General features: G+C 46.9%; 13 protein-coding genes. 11 read left to right on the plus strand and 2 right to left on the minus strand.

Translation table 11 applies throughout. The annotated features are described in order from the left end of the window. Positions 1 to 1,245 precede the first annotated feature (1,245 nt). From QUA90_RS11810 to argH, 6 genes are all read left to right on the plus strand, one after another. Positions 1,246 to 1,971: a DUF502 domain-containing protein gene (locus tag QUA90_RS11810; protein WP_333082723.1), complete on the plus strand. Its 726-nt coding sequence runs from the start codon at positions 1,246 to 1,248 to the stop codon at positions 1,969 to 1,971. A 272-nt stretch (positions 1,972 to 2,243) separates the two neighbouring features. Beyond that, positions 2,244 to 2,876 (plus strand): transcription antitermination factor NusB, encoded by a 633-nt coding sequence (gene nusB / locus QUA90_RS11815; RefSeq protein WP_333322117.1) that lies wholly within the window; start codon positions 2,244 to 2,246, stop codon positions 2,874 to 2,876. Between the two features lie 114 nt (positions 2,877 to 2,990). Next, complete coding sequence (gene ftsY / locus QUA90_RS11820) at positions 2,991 to 4,748, plus strand: signal recognition particle-docking protein FtsY (protein ID WP_333445611.1); 1,758 nt, start codon at positions 2,991 to 2,993, stop codon at positions 4,746 to 4,748. A gap of 730 nt (positions 4,749 to 5,478) precedes the next feature. After that, positions 5,479 to 6,966, plus strand: a complete 1,488-nt coding sequence (locus QUA90_RS11825; RefSeq protein ID WP_333445613.1) for a PP2C family protein-serine/threonine phosphatase — start codon at positions 5,479 to 5,481, stop codon at positions 6,964 to 6,966. After that, a complete protein-coding gene (locus QUA90_RS11830) occupies positions 6,956 to 7,195 on the plus strand; it encodes a hypothetical protein (protein WP_333082718.1) in 240 nt (79 codons plus the stop codon). Before QUA90_RS11825 ends, QUA90_RS11830 begins: the two co-directional genes overlap by 11 nt. Positions 7,196 to 7,483: 288 nt before the next feature. Then, positions 7,484 to 8,869, plus strand: coding sequence for an argininosuccinate lyase (gene argH / locus QUA90_RS11835; protein WP_333445615.1), 1,386 nt, complete (start codon positions 7,484 to 7,486; stop codon positions 8,867 to 8,869). Positions 8,870 to 8,968: 99 nt separating this feature from the next. Here the strand turns inward: argH and QUA90_RS11840 are convergent, their stop codons facing one another. Beyond that, positions 8,969 to 9,160 carry a hypothetical protein gene (locus QUA90_RS11840; RefSeq protein ID WP_190738786.1) on the minus strand — a complete coding sequence of 64 codons (192 nt, stop codon included), beginning with the start codon at positions 9,158 to 9,160 and terminating at the stop codon, positions 8,969 to 8,971. Positions 9,161 to 9,625: 465 nt separating this feature from the next. Between QUA90_RS11840 and bcp the strand changes: the two genes are divergently transcribed. The 4 genes from bcp (at position 9,626) to QUA90_RS11860 (ending at position 12,928) form a co-directional block, all read left to right on the plus strand. Further along, positions 9,626 to 10,099: a thioredoxin-dependent thiol peroxidase gene (gene bcp / locus QUA90_RS11845; RefSeq protein ID WP_333445617.1), complete on the plus strand. Its 474-nt coding sequence runs from the start codon at positions 9,626 to 9,628 to the stop codon at positions 10,097 to 10,099. 77 nt (positions 10,100 to 10,176) lie between these two features. Continuing rightward, positions 10,177 to 10,632 (plus strand): NUDIX hydrolase, encoded by a 456-nt coding sequence (locus QUA90_RS11850; RefSeq protein ID WP_333094826.1) that lies wholly within the window; start codon positions 10,177 to 10,179, stop codon positions 10,630 to 10,632. 215 nt (positions 10,633 to 10,847) lie between these two features. Next, a complete protein-coding gene (locus QUA90_RS11855) occupies positions 10,848 to 12,005 on the plus strand; it encodes an RNA-guided endonuclease TnpB family protein (protein ID WP_333445619.1) in 1,158 nt (385 codons plus the stop codon). A gap of 116 nt (positions 12,006 to 12,121) precedes the next feature. Beyond that, positions 12,122 to 12,928, plus strand: coding sequence for an alpha/beta hydrolase (locus QUA90_RS11860; RefSeq protein ID WP_333445621.1), 807 nt, complete (start codon positions 12,122 to 12,124; stop codon positions 12,926 to 12,928). Positions 12,929 to 12,981: 53 nt separating this feature from the next. Here QUA90_RS11860 and QUA90_RS11865 read toward each other — a convergent pair whose 3' ends face one another. Next, on the minus strand, positions 12,982 to 13,893 hold the full coding sequence (locus QUA90_RS11865) for a pantothenate kinase (RefSeq protein WP_333445623.1): 912 nt from the start codon (positions 13,891 to 13,893) through the stop codon (positions 12,982 to 12,984). A 315-nt stretch (positions 13,894 to 14,208) separates the two neighbouring features. On the opposite strand from QUA90_RS11865, the gene QUA90_RS11870 reads away from it, so the two are divergent. After that, on the plus strand, positions 14,209 to 16,317 hold the full coding sequence (locus QUA90_RS11870) for a GAF domain-containing protein (RefSeq protein WP_333389946.1): 2,109 nt from the start codon (positions 14,209 to 14,211) through the stop codon (positions 16,315 to 16,317). Positions 16,318 to 16,392: the final 75 nt, after the last annotated feature.

Here is a 16,392-nt window from a genome sequence, read left to right on the forward strand (position 1 = left end):
AATATTAATTATCTGATACAAAATTTGATCTGGCTGCGGCTTTAAGTGAAGCCCACAAAAGTCTTGCGTGTTTAATGGCATAAAAAAATGTAAAAATCAATTGGTTTCATGAGTTGAGCATTCATATCTCAATCCTAGCTTCTAATCAAGTCTATTGCTGCTTGCAGCGAGGTAAATCCCCGCTCTGACTTGAGCGGCTAGTACGCTTGTTTTTCCTTAACTTTCGTCGGCTTCCAAGAAATCGGCATCGCTGGAGTCTTGCTTCTATGTAGCAGTTTAGCTATACCCTGTTAAACAAATAGTTTCGCGCTTCTGGCTAGAAACAACTAGCTATGTAGTAATTTATCTCGCTTGCTACTAACTACTGCTACCTCGTTTGGCAGATTATTTTTTTTGTAGTGATGCCAGAGTTAATTCTATATTGCTTTGTCGCTCCTCTCAAGCTCGAATTCGCTTGAATTCTGCCATTATTTCCTGAATATCGATCGATCGTGTCAAAAAAAGTCAAAGTTGCTGGTATGTCTGCTTTACTTTTTGCCGGATTTACGTACCATGCAAGTGTTGCATGGTAGGCAACTGTTGCCTTATTGATCGCAGTCGCCCTCAAAAAACACCGTTATTTCAGTAGCAAATGGGTACACTGAATCTATCTAAAGATAGATTTTTGCAGACACACTGCACTCAACCTGCAGAGATTCGCCAGAATTCGGTAAAACTCATAGGTTGCACCATTTTCAAGAACAGGCTTTCCGGCCTATTCCACAAATAGTGAATTTGATTGTGGGATGGGCAGGAGAGCCCGTCCATAAAAAGCTTATGGAAAATGGTGCAAGATATAAGTAAAACGAAGTGCCACCCCGCCGAAAATCTGAGAAAGCTCGATCGACCAATTAATTTCCTATGCAAATCACAGAAAATTTGATCTGGACTCGCTACACTGCGACTCCCAGGCTGTCTCTGACCGATCGGCTTATTGATTGAACCGACCCAAAATGTCTTAAAATATACAATACGGTGAGCTGGTGCACAGCCCGCATATATTAAAACTAAGCGCCAAATTGCAATAATTCTTTAAAATAAAGGTAAAGCACCGGCGATCCCTAACTCTTCCCCCTCAGAAAGGGTAGGGTTTAGCAGAATTGAAGACGATTGTCTATGGTGACATCCAGTAAAGCCCGTGCAGTTGCTTTAGTCTCAGGTTTATTCAGGTTATTGGCAACCAGTTACGAGGAGATTTGACCCGCCGTGCTCCAACGCATCAAACAAGACTTAAAAAACGACCTGATCGCAGGACTATTGGTAGTGATACCCTTAGCTACCACCATCTGGCTGACAATTACCGTCGCCAGTTGGGTGATCAATTTTCTCACCAAAATTCCCAAGCAGATCAACCCTTTTGACGGACTCCACCCGATTTTGGTGAATCTGCTAAATCTTTTAGTAGGGCTGGCTGTACCCCTGCTGAGCATCTTAGTCATCGGTTTAATGGCCCGCAACATTTTCGGCAAGTGGCTGCTAGACTTTGGCGAACGGGTGTTGCAGGCAATTCCCCTAGCTGGTTCGGTTTACAAAACCCTCAAACAACTGCTGGGAACCCTCCTCAACTCAAACGACAAATTTCGCCGCGTGGTGTTAGTGGAATATCCCCGGCGGGGAATCTGGACTTTAGCATTTGTGACCGGTACGATCGAGAGTAACGACATCCCGCCTCACCTTTCCGGTGAAACCCCGATCGGCATTTTCATCCCCACCACTCCCAACCCCACTACCGGATGGTACGCTATAGTGCCGGAGGCAGATTTAGTCAACTTGTCAATGTCGATCGAAGATGCCTTTAAAGTCATCATCTCTGGCGGCATCGTCAACCCCAACAACTCAATTGCTGTAACCCCCGAAAAAATCAAGGGCAAAACACTCGAACCCTTGGTATCCGAATCAAGATACCAGGCTGTTCCAGTCGAAGAAGAGTGAACCAAGACATCTTTAGTGACCCGTAAGACCGTGTAAACTTTCCCCATAGCAGATAATATTTCGACAAAACCAGCCCAAACCGAGAAGGCCTATACTCAGAAACCCGGTTTCGAGCATAAATCTTAGGTTTGACAGCCAAGTATCTGTAAACTACCCGCCGCTGGCGAGTCAGACGGCTGGTCTTGTACCGCTTTTAGTCGAGTTTTCTGCTAAAGTTCAAGTCCGCGCGCGATCGAAAAACTTCCTAAATTCTCAATTCCTATCTAAAAATTATGAAAAAAGCCCGCGAAACAGCACGCGAACTAGCACTCCTCGGTATCAGCCAACTGCCAGCGAATCCAGAACTCTTAGAAGCCAAGAAACTGCAAGACGTTCTCCTCGCCGCCATCCGTACCCTGACAGCAGAAGTTCAAGAATCCCTAGAAGCAGCAGCATCCGAAGTGCAGCGGAGTAGCGACAAACTGCTTGCCAGCGAAATCCGCGCCTCCGATATACAAAGTGCTAGAACAATGGTACGGGAAGCAGTCGAACTCACTCAAACCGCAATCAACCGTCTCGGTTCAGCAATGGAGTTTCCAGAACTAATCCAGCTAGCCAACCAGCAAGATGTCCGCACCTATGCTTTGCAAATTCTGACGAAAGTCAGCGCCAACCGTGTTCAAATTGATGAATTGCTCTCGGAATCCCTTGTAGATTGGCAAATAGAACGGTTGCCCCGGATAGATCGAGATATCATGAGAATCGCGATCGCCGAAATGCTATATCTGGGCTTACCGGAGCAAGTCAGCGTCAACGAAGCCGTCCAACTGGCAAAACGCTACAGCGGCGACGAAGGACATCGCTTCATCAACGGAGTCCTCCGCCGAGTAGTCGATAAAATCAACGCAGAAGTTGTTAGTCCGTAGTCCTTAGTCAGTAGTCCTTAGTCAGCAGTCATTGGTGATTGGCAATCCGCAATCGGCTCTACACTAGGGACTGAGGACTAATGACTAATAACTATTCTCTATTCCCCATCAACTATGGTATTTAATTGGTTTCGTCGCCAGTACAGCGAAAGCAAATCTTCTGAAACAGAGGCAACCCCCGAACAGCCGCAAGATGAGTCGGCAAAATCCGCACCGGTTGAGCCTCAAACAGATACAACAGAGCAAGCTTCTCCTGCTGTAGCCGAAGATTATCTCAATTGGGCAAAAGCTGCTTACAAAAATATTCAAAAACAGCAAAAACCCGAAACAGAAGTTTCCGAGACAGCAGCGCCCGATGTTCCAGCAGCCGAAGGAGAAATCGCGACAGTTGCAGAAGTTGCAGAACCTGCGACTATTGAAGCAACCGAGCCGATCGAACTTGAACCAGCACCCACAGCACCAACTGTTGCAGAAGTTCCAGAAGTTGCAGCACCAGCAACAGTTGAAGCAACCGAGGTTTCGGAACTCGATGCAGCCAAGCCAGCAGAAATTCCAGAAACTCTGCAACCAACAGCCGGGGCGATCGACATTGCACCTATTGCTCAACAATTAGAAGTTACAACAGAAAATATAGAAATTGCCGAACCTTCAACAGAGGTTGTAGAAACCGAATCACTCGCATCCGACGGCGAAGCAGCCGAAGCCCTGCCGTTTTGGGCTAGAGCTCAGGCCGAGCGCATGGAGCGCATCGAACGCCTCAAAGAAACCGCCATTGAAGAACCAGACGTAATTGCAGCCGCCGCCGAGAGAGCCGCAATTATCGAAGAAATTCCCGGTTTCGCCTTTGACGAAGGCTTCCTGTGGTCTTCAGAAATCTTAGCCAGTCAAGGCCGCCGACCAGACCAAGTATCAGTCGAAGAAATCACTTGGCTGCAAAAACTGCGGAAAGGCTTAGAAAGAACTCGTCGCAGCTTAATTAATCGACTAAAGGCGATCGTCGGTCAAGGCCCGCTCAATCAAGACGCAGTAGCCGAAATTGAGACTTTGCTGCTACAAGCCGATGTCGGAGTCGCAGCCACCGACATCATTATCAGTCGCCTCCAAGAAAGACTCACACAAGAAGTGCTGCCGCCAGAACAGGCTCTAGCCTACCTGAAAACGATTCTGCGCGATATTCTGGACGCTCCCTGTGCCGAAACCGCCGCCGGTAATCCCGCCTACAGCCTGACATTTGCCCCGGAAAAAGACACTTTTAACATCTGGTTAATCGTAGGAGTCAACGGTGCGGGCAAAACTACGACGATCGGCAAACTTGCCCATATTGCCCAAAAATCCGGCTACAAAACCCTAATTGCTGCCGCCGACACTTTCCGCGCCGCCGCCGTCGAACAGGTGAAAGTTTGGGGTTCCCGCAGTGGGGTCGAAATTATTGCCAACCCAGGAAAAAATACCGATCCGGCTGCTGTCGTGTTTGATGCGATCGCCGCCGCCAGCGCCCGCGGCACAGAACTGCTGATCGTAGACACCGCAGGTCGCCTGCAAAACAAAAAAAATCTGATGGACGAATTAAGTAAAATCCGTCGCATTGTAGACAAGAAAGCCCCAGGCGCTACCGTAGAATCTCTACTGGTCTTGGATGCCACACTGGGTCAAAATGGTTTGCGACAGGCAGAAGTGTTCGCAGAATCGGCCAAATTAAGTGGAGTAGTATTGACAAAACTCGACGGTTCTGCTAAAGGTGGTGTTGCCCTAGCAGTAGTGCAGCAGCTTGGTCTGCCCATCCGCTTTATTGGAGTCGGGGAAAGCATCGAAGACTTGCGCCCGTTTTCTAGTTACGAATTTGTGGAAGCCCTACTCGATTTTAGATTTTAGATTTTAGATTTTAGATTGATCAGGTATCTGTGGTCGTCCCGATTTTTGGAGGCGGGTACAGAGGTTCAAAATCTCAAATCCTTAACCTCAAACTACCATCGCAGGACTTGCGCCACCACGGGCGGCGAGTGAAAACTAAATACCTAGAAACAATACCTTCCCCCTGTTCTTGCTGGTTTGGATTCAAAGTGCCAGTAGCGTGTCAAATTAAGCTCAAATTTAGTATCAGTCTGCTGTCTGATTGCACAATCTTCCCGATACCCCTGGCCCTCCAGGGCTGTTTCATTCTCTTGTAGTGGCTGCCCCCCGTGGCTGCCCCGATATCTGAAACCCCGACTCGTTTATGGGCTGGGCGGGCACAGGGGCACCGCCCTACAAAACCTTGGTTTTCCGTAGGGGCAATCCCCCCGTGGTTGCCCCGAAACAGCCCTGCCTGGCCCTCCCCTTAAGAAGGGCGACAGCAAATGGTTAAAGTCCCCCTGCTTAAGGGAAGCCGCTGCGGTCTTGGGGCCCCCCAAATAAAGCAAGCGGCGTGGATTTAGGGGTATCTAGACTCAGCTATAAACCAGATTTCTTAAGAATTTTAGACTTAAGTTTATACTCATGTCCTAGTGCCCAACTTACTCGATCAAACCAAACTACTTGCTCGAAAAAAAAACGGGTTTCTGTTCAAGTGGCCCGTAAGTCCTCAATCATTACTCCGTCTAAGATCGAAAATCACACATTTACAATGACTGCTGTGCCTTTGCCTCGCCCCTCACCTCAACCTGCTGACCGCCCTTCGGGTCGCAATTCCACCGACGCGACGCCAGTATTTGCCCTCAAAGAACTGGTGGCGCGTTTGCACCGATATCAGCACAACGTTCAAGATATGTTGGGCTCGCTGGGATTTGCCCTGCGAAGTTTTAACAATCTCAACCAATTTTTGGAGTTGGTGCCTTTGGTGGCGACTCGCGTTACGGACGCCGACGGGGGAGCTTTAGTGCTGTTCAAACCCAACGGTCAAGTCAGGTTCCAGCAGTTGCATTGTCAGGAAGGACGGCAGTGCCAAGATATGCGAAAAGCGCTGGAAATAGCCACCAGGCAAGCTACAGCAGGTGTGGGCGCTACTGCTGGATCTTTTTCGGAAACCTCTGGGCAAACTTCTAGTCTAGACCTGCAAGTCGGTCGTTATTTGGGCCCGGATGTTCATTTGTTTGGGGCGCCAATTTTAGTCAACAATTTGGAACGCGGACGGCTGTATGTTTTTAGCAGTGACCCACAATATCTCTGGACTCCCAGCAGACAGAAATTAGTTCGGTTGGTGGCGGATCAAACCGCTGTGGCTATTTGCAAAGACGAACTTACTGTTAAGTTGGCGGAAAAAGACCGCTTAGACAGAGAGTTAGAAATCGGGGCGGAAATTCAATTGCGGCTGCAACCCCGTAGTTGTCCGAAAATTCCCGGCCTTGACGTGGCCGCCCGCTGCCAAACTGCTAGCAGAGTCGGCGGAGATTATTATGATTTTATTCCCGCTGACTATGACCCGATCGGCAAGGAGAATGAGGGGGAAAACCCCCCATCCCTGATTAAAAATCTCAAGTCCAAAATCGACAAGGGCCGCTGGAGCATTGTGATCGGCGACGTGATGGGCAAGGGAGTGCCGGCTGGCCTGTTGATGACGATGACACGGGGTATGCTGCGGGCGGAGGTTTTGAACCGCCACTCGCCGTCGAGAATTTTGCAACATTTAAACCGGGTTATGCACGCGGATTTGGAAAATTCCCACCGTTTTGTGACTCTGTTTTATTCGGAGTATGACCCGAAAACTCGCGTTTTGTCTTACAGCAATGCTGCTCACCACCCGCCTTTGCTGTGGCAAGCTGCCACTAATTCGATTCTTCAGCTTGATACTTTGGAGGGAATGTTAATTGGGCTGGATGCTGATTCGCTTTACCAAGAAGCCCACATTCAATTGCAGCCAGGAGATACTATTATTTATTACACAGACGGATTTACCGATGCTTCTAATCAAAGGGGCGATCGGTTTGATGAGGATAACTTGACCTCGGCTTTTCAGTGGGCCTGTCAAAATTATCAGCAGTCTGAAGAAATTTTGGATTATTTGTTCGATCGCGTGCACCAGTTTATCGGCATCGGCAATCGTAACGAAGATGACATGACACTGGTTGTACTCAGGGTAACACCTTTAGCAGGAGAAAATCACCATGATAGTTAATTTAATGCCGGAAATTACTGCTGGATTAATCAACTCGATTAATTGGCACGATGCTGCTCACATGGTAGTTTTGAAATCTCATTTGAGTTCGACGGTGCTTTTGGGCCAAAGTTACGAAATTTTTACGAATTTCCAGAAAGCTTGGAACAATTTTGTTTCGACAGGTCAAATAGGAGCTTTTTTTATAGGTATTTTTGTTGGGTGGTTCTTGAAAGGGATTTTTCGTTAGAGTTATTGTCGCAGAAGGTATCGGGAACGGATTTAAAAGGTTTTTAGCCAAAACTTAACTTTTTTATGATGCAGCAAAAGTTTCACAATTTTGTAGTCCAGACTTCAGTTTTTTCTGGTCAAAAGATGTATAAAAACTTTGTAGTCAGAACTTGAGTTTTTTATTGCCGAATTGGGAATGGAGGACTAAAGTCCTGACTACAAACCGGAAGAAGGACTAAAGTCTTTGCTAAAAACCGGTTTTTATAGACTTCTGCAAGAGAGATATAATCTAGTTTTAGCTTGAGCAATGACAACACAACAAAAAACTTGGAGTCAAAGATTTGAATCGGCGTTGCACCCGGCGATCGCCCGATTCAATGCTAGTATTGGCTTCGATATTGAATTGATTGAGTATGACTTGACGGGTTCTGTCGCTCACGCTAAAATGCTGGCAAAAACGGGGATTATTTCCGCAGCAGAAGGGGAACAGTTAGTCAATGGTTTGGAACAGATACGCCGCGAATATCGCCAAGGACTTTTTGTTCCGGGAGTTGATGCAGAAGACGTTCACTTCGCTGTAGAGAAGCGGCTGACGGATATTGTGGGAGATGCTGGGAAAAAGTTGCACACGGCCCGATCGCGCAACGATCAAGCCGGCACTGATACTCGCTTGTATTTGCGCGATCGCATCGCAGAAATTCGCGAGCAATTACGGGAATTTCAAGGGGTTTTGCTCGATATTGCCGATCGTAACGTGGAAACTTTAATTCCCGGTTACACTCATTTGCAGCGCGCTCAGCCGATCAGTTTGGCTCATTACTTGTTAGCTTATTTTGAAATGACCGATCGCGATTGGGAACGCCTCGGCGATATCTGTAAGCGGGTGAATGTTTCGCCTTTGGGTTGTGGCGCGTTGGCGGGGACGACTTTCCCAATTGACCGACATTATACGGCAGAACTATTGCATTTTGACAAGGTTTATGCTAACAGCTTAGATGGAGTGAGTGATCGAGATTTTGCGATCGAATTTCTCGCTGCCGCCAGCTTGATTCTGGTACACCTGAGCCGCTTGTCAGAAGAAATGATTTTGTGGTCTTCTCACGAATTTGGATTTATTACGCTCAAAGATAGCTGCGCTACTGGTTCTAGCATCATGCCCCAGAAAAAAAATCCCGACGTGCCGGAGTTGGTGCGAGGCAAAGCGGGGCGGGTGTTCGGTAACTTGCAAGCCTTGTTGGTAGTAGTGAAGGGACTTCCTTTGGCCTACAACAAAGATTTGCAAGAAGATAAAGAGGCTTTGTTTGATACCGTCAAAACGGTACAAGGTTGCTTGGAAGCAATGACCATTTTGCTGCGGGAAGGCATCGCCTTTAATGGCGATCGCCTCGCCGCTGCCGTTACAGAAGACTTTTCTAATGCTACAGACGTAGCCGACTACTTGGCCGCCAAAGGCGTTCCCTTCCGGGAAGCTTACAACCTTGTCGGCAAAGTCGTCAAAACTTGCCTTTCGGGGGGCAAACTCCTCAAAGATTTGACACTTGAGGAGTGGAAAGACTTGCACCCAGCTTTTGAGACAGACATTTACAGCGCGATCGCACCTCAGCAAGTGGTGGCGGCTCGCAATAGTTACGGGGGTACCGGGTTTGAACAAGTGAGAAAATCACTTATCGCTGCGCGCGATCGGATCGCCTAAACATCGTTGAATTATTCGACAAATTCCGGCTGGCTATCTCTCCTTAGAACGATCGTGTTTTCCACTCTGGTTCTAAGTTCGGCAGATAGCCTGACTCAATTAATCTTCAGCAGCAGCCATGTCTTTGTCTCTGCCGCCACCGCTCATGGCGCCCATGCCACCGCCGTTACCGCCGTCAAATCGTCTTCTCTTGTTGGAGAACATATCTTGATTTCTCCGCTTGCGAAACTTGCGAGCGTATGCTTGATTTCGTTGTGCCTTCTCTTTCTTGAGATTGCGGCGCTTAGCCATTCTGACCTCACTAATAAACATTGACAGTCCCCGGGCTTTCACGCCCAGGGATTCTTAAGTTTGACACTCTGTGCACTCTTGGTGACTGAGATTCTTGGTTCAGCGAAGTCACTTACTGGCGACAGGATTTCTCCAGCCAAAATATAGGTGTCTTCTCCCCAAGCGTTAATTCCGGTATGCCCTACCGTACTCGATCAGTTCTCTTTATGTAGTTAGGTTTTCTTCAAATTTAGCTTTCCTAAACCGCAACACCGTTAGGTGTGACTACGCACTCAACTAATCCAGTTAAGTTTTTACGTTGGCTAGTTATACTCAATTTTAGACCGATGACGATCATAGCACACCCGGTACAAGACCCAGAAAAAAGAACACGGGGATTCAAGTCGCTGGGAATCTGGGTTTGATCGGGACGCAATGTTGTCAATCTTCCAGAAGATTTCTATAAACTCTTGACAAATACGACAAATGACTATAAATCCCGGTGACGTAGCTCCTGTCTTCAGCCTGCCCGACGCGCAAGGCAATGTCGTCAGCCTTGCAGATTTTCGAGGGGGGCGAGTTGTACTTTATTTTTACCCTAGGGACAATACCCCTGGCTGTACCAAAGAAGCTTGCGGCTTTCGCGACATTTACTCAGACTACCAGTCGCGCAATATAGCAGTCCTCGGCGTCAGTACAGACGGGGCGGGGCCCCACGCCAAGTTTGCAGCTAAATATCAACTGCCTTTTCCCTTGCTGTGCGACTCAAACGCCGAAGTTGCTACCGCCTACGGCTGTTACGGACTCAAAAAATTTATGGGAAAAGAATTTATGGGAATTACTCGATCGACCTTCGCGATCGACCCTGATGGTAGGATTGAAAAGGTTTATCGGAAAGTCAAACCAGAAACTCACGCAGCCGAGATATTAGCAGACTTGCCAGACCTCTCGCCTGAATGAAAAATTAAAAATTAAGACTTTTGAGTTGCCAGCTAAGAAACCTGAAATTACTTTCCCCTAAACAAGCTTTTGAGTTTATGCGTCGATTGTGGCAAATTGTACAAACTGTGCTGGGACTGATTTTTCGACATCCCGTCACTGGTACTGCGGTGATTCCCGTATTGCCTGACGGGCGAATTGTGTTAATTCGCCGCCGCGACAACGGTCGCTGGGCACTGCCGGGAGGTATGGTGGATTGGGGAGAGGATATTCCCACAACTGTGCGCCGGGAATTAGCGGAGGAAACAGGACTCGATTTAGTCAAAATCCGTCGCTTGGTGGGTGTTTATTCGGCGGCCGATCGAGACCCTCGCCTGCACTCGATTTGTATCGTGGTGGCAGCAGAGGTGCAGGGCAATATGCAAGTTCAGGATACGCTTGAAGTCAGCGAGGTTGAGGCTTTTTTGCCCGCATCCCTGCCGGAGGGGGCACTCAGCCACGATAACGACCAACACTTACAGGACTATTTTCAAGGCCTGACAACTTTGGCGTAAATCGGCGGGGCATCGAAATTTCAGAAAAGTCGGAAATTACCTCGCGGTCAAAAATTGTCTGTTATGAATGTGGAATTAATTTTCACCAAAGAACTGGGCGGAGCGTAGCGGAGGGCTGAAGCCCCTTCCTTATAGGACGGCTTTGATTCTCTTCATTTTCAGTTAATTGTATTGATAATACATGGTACAATAAAGCAATCAAGCAATAGTAAACAATGAAAGCAAGGTACAAGTACAGAATCTATCCGACCGACCAACAGAAACAGAGCTTGGCTCAGTTATTCGGTTGCGTTCGCGTTGTCTGGAATGATGCTCTTGCACTTTGCAAACAATCCGAAAAAAAGCCGAAATCGACAGAACTTCAGAAAATAGTAATAACTGGGGCAAAACAGACTGAGGAAAGGACTTGGCTGGAAGAGGTGTCATGCGTTCCCTTGCAACAGTCTGTAACCGATTTAGAAACGGCTTTTAAGAATTTCTTTGATTCCTACAAAGGGAAAAGAAAAGGGCAAAAAGTACGGTATCCTAGGTTTAAAAAAAAGACAAGCCGTCAATCGGCAAGATTTACTCTTCGTGGATTTTCCCTGAAGAAAAACGGTGGCGTTTACTTAGCAAAAATTGGAATTGTCAAGCCAATATGGTCTAGGGAGTTGCCGTCAGCACCTAGCTCGGTCACGGTAATCAAGGATTGCGCTAATCGCTATTTCTTAAGCTTTGTTGTAGAGGTCGAACCATTTCAATCCGAGGCTTTGCATCCAAGTATTGGTATCGACTTAGGGATTAAAACCTTTGCGGTAATGAGTAATGGCGCAAAAGCCGAAAGTCCAAGTTATAAAAAACTGGACCGGAAAGTTCGCAAACTGCAACGCAAGTTAGCTCGCCAACCTCATGACTCCAAAAGAAGGAATATAACTAGAATCAAGCTCGCCAAGCTTCATAACCGTATTTCTGATGTTCGTAAAGATTTTATACACAAATTATCCACCAAAATAGTCAACGAAAACCAAGTGATTGTTTTGGAAGATTTAAATGTGTCGGGCATGGTTAAGAACCGCAAAGTGGCTAGAGTAATCAGCTTGCAAGGTTGGAGAGAATTCAGGACTTTGTGCGAAGCTAAGTCTGAAAAGTTGGGCAGAGAGTTCAAGGTGATTAGTCGATGGGAACCCACCAGCCAGGTCTGTTCGGACTGTGGTTTCAAGTGGGGTAAAATCGATTTATCTATTCGCTCAGTGCTCTGTTTGAATTGTGGTACCGAGCAGGATAGAGATGAAAATGCGGCTAGAAATATAGCTCAAGTCGGGATGGGGAATCGCCACGACTCTAAATGGAGTGCTGAGGGATTGTCAGACTATTTCGGTAGCAGAACCCGATGAAGCGTCAAGAATCACCGCGCCCTGACTGCCGGTGAGTATTTCAATGTTTTCCTACTTTTATTCACAAACTCTGAACATTAAATTAATCATCTTTTTATTACTAAATATTTAACCGGATGTACTCACCGCTACGCAATTCTCGGCTCAAACTCTCTGTAGGGCAAATCTTTTGGCACGAAGTCGGTCAAGGCCCGAATTTAGTATTTTTGCACGGTTCTTGGCACGACAGCAGTCAGTGGCTGAGGACGATCGAACATTTGAGCCCCTACTACCACTGCTTCGCACCGGATTTGCTGGGGTTTGGCGACTCGGAACACCCAAATCTTCATTATTCGATCGACTTGGAAGTAGAATGTCTCGCCCAATACCTCGATACTTTGAAGTTGCGACAGGTTTATTTAATCGCTCACTCTGTGGGTGGTTGGGTGGCCACCAGCTACGCTATCAAATATCCCGATCGAGTTCAGGGTTTGGTGTTGTTGGCCCCAGAAGGCGTCAAGGTTGGCAACCGGCGGGGGCGGTGGCAGACGGCTAACTGGCTGATCGGTCAACCACCGCTGGCTTTGTGGTTGCTGCGATCGATCTATCCAATTGCTAAGTTGCTGGGTAGCCAAAAAAAGATTGACGGATTGCTAAAGTTCAGACAGCAGTTGATGGAGTCCCCAGTTGCCGTGCAGTTGCTGTTCGGGCGGCGGCGGGCTGAAATTACAGCGGAGTTAGTTGATGAGAATTTGCCTTTGCTGAAAGCGCCTGTTTTGCTGTTGCACGGTTCTGAAGATACTCCCGCAGCTTCGTCTCTGTGTCAATCCTATGCTGCTCTGGCTCCTAATGTCGAACTGCAATCGGTTAGTCCGGGGGAAAGCAATTTGCCGCAGGAAGTCCCGGATGTTGTTGCTAAGTATATTCGGGAATTTGCTAAGTGAATTGGGCATTGGGCATTGGGCATTGGGCATTGGGCATTGAGCATTGGTAACAGTTAACAGTCAACAGTTAACAGCCTAATTCCCCAAAAAATGGCTTCGGGTGCGTCAATTAGTACGGAAGCCGTATCGGGAAAAGCTGAGGCGAGATATTGCAATAGCAAAGTTCGATCGCCCCCCGTGACCGCAATTTTGCTATCAGGAAACAAACACCGCCAATCTTCAATAAAATCCCTAACTCCTGCCACCGTCGCATACACAACTCCGCTTTGAATTGCCCCAGCAGTGTCTTTCGCCCAGCGGTATGGCAGATTTTGTGGTAAACTGATCAAAGGTAATGCAGCAGTTTTTTTAGATAGCGACGATAACTGCAAACCCAAACCTGGTAAGATTGCGCCCCCAACTAAATACCTATTGACATCAGCCCCAGTAAATGTTAAAGCTGTACCAGCATCTATAAGTAAAACTGGCCAACCCAATTGGTTGCCAGCGCCCAGTACAGCCAAAGCTCTGTCAATTCCCAGGGTAGGATAGAGTCCCCCGATCGGCAACTGGTCTAAAGTAATAATTCGGACATCAGGATAACTCTGCCAAATTGCTGTTTGCTGGGTAACTACTGAAGCCAATATTAGAGGCAGCCGCACTAAAGAAAGTGTGCGAGGATTAGAAAAAGCGGTAGTAGCAGGAAGACAAAGGAGAGTTTGAGAAGATATTTCCTCGATCGACCTCATTACTATTTGCACCAAATATTCTGCTTTTTCCTCCTCCGAGAGTCGGGAAACAGCATCAGTATTTAGATGCTGTGTATCCCATGTTTTCTCCAGGGTTTTGCCCACAAATAATCCCCAGTGCAGCCGGGAATTGCCGATCGCCAAAGCTATTTTAATCTGGGCTTTACCTGTCAATCCAGAAGTAATGTTGTCGGTGCTTGCTGGCGAACGGAAATTGTCGGGAATTGAATTTTCCATATTGATCGATCCGGCGCAAACATTGAACTAAAGATAGATTTTAGATTAATTTTATTCGCTTAAACGGGCGGTTAACTCTATTTGACATCTGACCAAGTTCCATGCCACGCGCCAATTAGTATTGTCGGCTGCAGAGGGCATACTTGCTAAATATAAATATTTGTAAAGCAAATAATTGCTTTGCTCAGGCGGCATCCTTTATAATGTCTTAAGATATTCCAAAAGTCCTGGTAGCTGCGATGGGGCTGTTGGCGGGGTAAACATAGGTTTAAAAAACCAGACTCAATCAAAATACTGTACAACTCCTGAGTAAATATGTCTTTAAAAATACAAGAACACGAAAACCCCTGGCAAAGAGTAACTTCGCGGTTGCCTGAATCGGAAAACTGGAGGCAGGAAGAAAGTCTTTCGCTGCCGGAAGTAGACCAACAAAAAGCCCTAATCGTGCAGATGCAGCAGCAAGTTCAGTTATCAAACTTGCTGAACCAAATTAATAACGAAATTCGCAGTACACTTGACATAGAAGAAATTTTGACATCGGCCTGCAGATTGCTGGGACAAGCATTACAGTGCAGTCGCGTGAGCATTTTAGTCAAAGAATCAAATACAGAAAAAACTTTAGTTACGCGCGGAGAGTACAACGCGGGGGACTATCCGATCCAACTGGGAATGAAAGTACCGATGACTGACAACCCGCATTTGGCTGCAGTCGTGTCTCAACAAGATTCCCTAGCAGTGACGAAGTTTCTCGATTTTCCGGGATTGAACCCACAAACCCGAAAAATTGCCGAAGCTTTGGAGATTAAGTCAATGCTGGCAGTAGCTACTCGCTATCAAGGTGAAGTGAATGGCATAATTGGCTTGCATCAGTGCGATCGCGAACGGGAATGGACTGATTGGGAAAGGCAGCTTTTAGAAGGGGTAGGATCGCAATTGGCGATCGCGATCAATCAAGCCAAACTCTATAGCAAAACCAGGCGCCAAGCCGAACGAGAATCGCTGCTAAGGCTGATCGGCAACCAAATTCGCAGTACCCTGGATCTGGAAACTATCCTGGAAACAGCGGTGAGGGAAGTCCGCCAAATGTTGCAGTGCGATCGAGTAATTATCTATCAGTTTCAAGACAACTGGCAAGGAAAAGTTGTTGTTGAAAACATGACGGTTCCTTGGCCTTCAATTTTAGGAGATATGGGGGCTGATAAGTGTTTCCGGGGAGATTACGCCGATCTTTACCAGCAAGGGCGAGTCAAAGCAATTAATGATATTTTTAATGCTGGTTTAGAGCCTTGTCATGTCGATTTCTTAAATAGTTTGCAGGTTAAAGCTAATCTGATCGTGCCAATTGTTACATCCAGAACTGAAGAAAATACCCCCGACACAGCCGGAAGCTATAATCCTAAATTTCCCGGTAGGCTGTGGGGTTTGCTGATTGCTCACGAGTGCCGGGATACCCGCAATTGGCAGCGGCAAGAAATGGAGTTGCTCTCCCAGATAGCCAACCAAATGGCGATCGCCATTCAGCAAGCAGAACTTTACAGCCAAGTCCAAGATGCTGCGGTAAAATCTCAAGCTCAAACCCAGCAGTTGCAGGCTGCATTAGAAGAATTGCGATCGGCACAGCAGCAATTGATTCAAAGCGAAAAAATGTCAGGTTTGGGTCAAATGGTAGCGGGAATTGCTCACGAAATTAACAACGCCAACAATTTCATCCACGCTAACTTGTTTCATGCTCAAGAATATTTTAAAGCCTTGAACGAAGCTCTAGAACAGGCCGGAAATGCCTGCCCAGAAGCAACGGAAGCAATTATCAGAATCAATGAAGAACTAGAACTCGATTACATTCGAGAAGACTTTGGTAAACTGCTCAATTCAATGCGAGAAGGCAGCGGGAGGATTCGCTCGATCGTGATGACGCTGCGAAATTTTTCTCGTTTAGACCACGCTGAATTAAAACCAGTAGATTTGAATGAAGGTTTAGAAAGCAGTTTCTTGATGCTGCAAAATAAGCTAAAAACCCATATCAAAATAGACAAGCAATACGGCAGTTTGCCGCCCGTCCAATGTCATGCCAGTCAAATTAACCAAGTATTTTATAACTTGATTGACAATGCTTTAGATGCGCTCCAGTCAACGAGCAAACCGGGGCAATTAACCATCCGCAGTTGGCAAAGCGAGCCGGACTGGGTAACAATCTCTGTCCGCGACACGGGAACTGGCATTCCTGTTGAAATTCAAGACAAGATTTTTGACCCATTTTTTACTACTAAACCTGTGGGTAAAGGTACGGGTTTAGGACTTTCAGTGTGCTATCAGGTAATTGTTCAAGCTCACGGCGGCAAGCTGAGTTGCATCAGTCAGGTTGGCGAAGGAACTGAGTTTATTGTAGAGTTGCCCCTGACAAATCAGAGGAGGATAAGTGCATAATTCCTGCTTTAGTCAGATTAACCGTGTTTTGTCACTCTGGCAGTAGTAGAGAACCCATTTGACATCTTGAGGGCG

Source organism: Microcoleus sp. D3_18_C4 (genome assembly GCF_036702355.1).
Classification (GTDB): Bacteria; Cyanobacteriota; Cyanobacteriia; order Cyanobacteriales; family Microcoleaceae; genus Microcoleus.